This is a genomic window from Shewanella sp. 11B5 (genome assembly GCF_002836795.1).
In the GTDB taxonomy this organism is placed as follows: domain Bacteria; phylum Pseudomonadota; class Gammaproteobacteria; order Enterobacterales; family Shewanellaceae; genus Shewanella; species Shewanella frigidimarina.
Map to the genome: position 1 here is coordinate 1 of NZ_PJAP01000955.1, position 2947 is coordinate 2947.

A 2947-nucleotide genomic window follows, 5' to 3' on the forward strand; every position below is an offset into this window, starting at 1 on the left:
CGCTGAACACTGTAATATTGTGTTGCAATTAACAATGTTATTTGTAAAAGATGCACTTTATTGAATCTGATAAGTTTCAAGCTGATAGTGGCTAAATTTAATCTTTAAATAAGGCTTTATTAGCAAAATGTGAATCAGATAACATTTACACTGTTTTAGGTGTTAACTCGATGCCAGTACTGCGATACTGCGTGATTAAAGTGGTCATCGATAACTCTGCCGGAGCTTCATGGACAAGTCGTTAGAAAAGTCATTAGCCAAATGGCTTAAAAGCCAACAATCTTCTTGTGGTATTTTCCTCAAACTATCGGTGTTATGTGGTGTGCTCAATGGCATCGCCATCGTGGCGCAGGCCTATTTTATTGCCCAGATTTTACAGGGTGTCATTATTGATAACCTTGTTCCCGCAGCATTAAGCCTTCAATTTTTTGCCCTTATTGGTTTGTTATTTGTCCGAGCCTTATTGGCGCAAGTACGTGAACGGATAAGCTTTGAGGCGGGCAAACGTTTACGCACCGATATACGCCAAGCGGTACTCAATAAATTAGTCGCATTAGGGCCGGTATTTATTAAAGGCAAACCTGCAGGGGCATGGGCAACCTTAGTATTTGAGCAAGTTGAAGATTTGCATGACTTTTATGCTAAATACCTACCGCAGATGATGTTGGCGGGGTTTATTCCTTTACTGATATTAGCCTGTGTATTTCCGCTTAATTGGGCCGCTGGGATCATTTTAATGACAACGGCACCATTGATTCCGTTATTTATGATTTTAGTGGGTATGGGCGCCGCAGATGCTAATCGTAAAAATATGCAGGCGTTGTCGCGTTTAAGCGGCCACTTTATGGATCGTCTAAAAGGCCTGCAAACGTTAAAGTTGTTTAATCGCGGCGAAGCAGAGTTAGTGAATATTGAACATGCTTCAGAAGATTTTCATGCCCGGACGATGTCGGTATTACGCTTAGCCTTTCTTAGCTCCGCGGTATTAGAGTTTTTTGCCGCGGTATCGATTGCCGTATTGGCGGTGTACTTTGGCTTTAGTTACTTAGGTCATTTAGATTTTGGTCACTATGGCGTACAGGTAAGTTTGTTTACCGGCATGTTTGTGTTGATTTTAGCGCCAGAATTTTACCAACCCCTGCGAGACTTAGGCACTCATTACCACGCCAAAGCTCAAGCAATTGGTGCTGCAGAAGCGCTGGTTGAGCTGCTTGATTATCAAGTTAATACACCCGCTAAAATCCATTCAACATCATTAAATATGGCGTTCACAGCCGAAAGTATAAACATTCAAGCGATTGGGGTTGAAGTGTTTAGCTTAGATGGACAGCGTTTAGCTGGGCCTATTTCATTTACATTACCCGCAGGTGAGCATTGGGCTATTGTGGGCCCGAGTGGCGCGGGTAAAACCAGTTTACTGAATGCGTTGCTAGGTTTTTTACCTTATCAGGGATCGTTGCTCATTAATGGTCAGGAATTGTCACAACTTAATGTGGCCCAGTGGCGTCAACATTTGGCTTGGTTAGGACAAGATCCGCAATTGTTTCATGGCACGGTGCGAGAAAATGTCGCGTTGGCCAATCCGCAATTAAACGATGCGCAGATTATGACGTTGCTAGAACAAGCTGATATCAGTGAGTTTGTAAAGCAACAACCATTAGGCCTCGATTTAGTGATAAGCGACCAAAGTGCAGGTGTGTCAGTGGGCCAGGCACAACGTTTTGCTTTAGCACGTGCATTGGCTCAACCCGCAAAATTGTTTTTATTAGATGAACCTACCGCTAGCTTAGATGCCCAAAGCGAGCAATCAGTGCTGACTTCGTTGTACCGTGCGATGCAGTCGACAACAGCATTAACTGTTACCCATAAATTAGATGATCTACACAACATGAATTACATATTGGTGATGGATAACGGAATGGTGGTACAACACGGTCATGTAAATGATTTACGGCAGGCTGATGGATTATTAGCACAAATGCTCAATCAACAACAGAATCAACAACAGGAGGTGAGCTGATGTCGCAACCCGTTGATGCCGCGCCGCGTAATATTATTCAGGTGCTACGGCCGTTTGTTGCTTTGTTCCGCCGCCAGTGGCTGATGATGTTAGTCGGTTTATTGCTTACGTTTACCACGTTACTCACCGGTATTGGTCTGTTGTCTTTATCTGGCTGGTTCTTATCTGCCAGTGCGGTAGCAGGCTTAGCCGTGGTGACGGCCCAAACGTTCAACTTTTTTACTCCAGCAGGAGGCGTTCGATTTTTCTCCATCGCCAGAACGGCAAGTCGTTACGGCGAGCGCTTAGCAACGCATGAGGCGACCTTTAAATTGCTGACTCAACTGCGTGTTTGGGCATGGAATAAGTTGCTTCCGTTGAGTGCTGCCAACTTACAAGGTCTGCGCAGAGGCGACTTACTCAATCGTTTAGTTGCCGACATTGATACGTTAGATCATCTCTACTTACGCTTACTCACGCCAATGGCCGCATCTTTGATGATGATTGGGGTATTGTTGGTGTTTCTCGGGTGGTTTGATAACCATTTAGCCTTGAGTTTATGTGCATTATTATTAGCAGCTTGGTTTATTTTACCGTTAGTATTTTATTACTTAGGTAAGTCTCCTGGGCAAGCATTGATGCAAGCGCAAAGGCAATATCGAGTTGAGTTGCTTGATGTTATTCAGGGGCAAGCCGAATTAAGTTTATTTGGTGCTAATAAACGTTATTTAGCGCAACTGGAACAAGCACAGCGGGCTTTATTTAGTCAGCAAACCACCATGGCTAATATTACTGGGCTGAGCCAAGCCTTATTGATACTAATCAATGGCTGTGCGGTGGTGTTTATGTTGTATTTAGCAGGTCAAAGCGTTGGAGATGCCTCGCCTCCGGGGCCGTTAATGGCCTTAATGGTGTTTGCCACTATGGCCAGTCTTGAAATGATGATGC

Annotated in this window: 2 protein-coding genes; both read left to right on the plus strand. The window is 44.1% G+C overall.

The window, feature by feature from the left end:
* Positions 1-229: 229 nt before the first annotated feature.
* Positions 230-2020: a heme ABC transporter permease/ATP-binding protein CydD gene (gene cydD, locus CXF78_RS18750; protein WP_102037608.1), complete on the plus strand. Its 1791-nt coding sequence runs from the start codon at positions 230-232 to the stop codon at positions 2018-2020.
* A 35-nt stretch (positions 2021-2055) separates the two neighbouring features.
* Positions 2056-2947: ABC transporter transmembrane domain-containing protein (locus CXF78_RS18755; RefSeq protein WP_257984949.1), on the plus strand; the 892-nt coding region annotated here is incomplete at its 3' end.

Coding starts and splice junctions, on each gene's coding strand:
- cydD (WP_102037608.1), top strand. CDS start 230: ATGGACAAGTCGTTAGAAAAGTCATTAGCCAAATGGCTTAAAAGCCAA.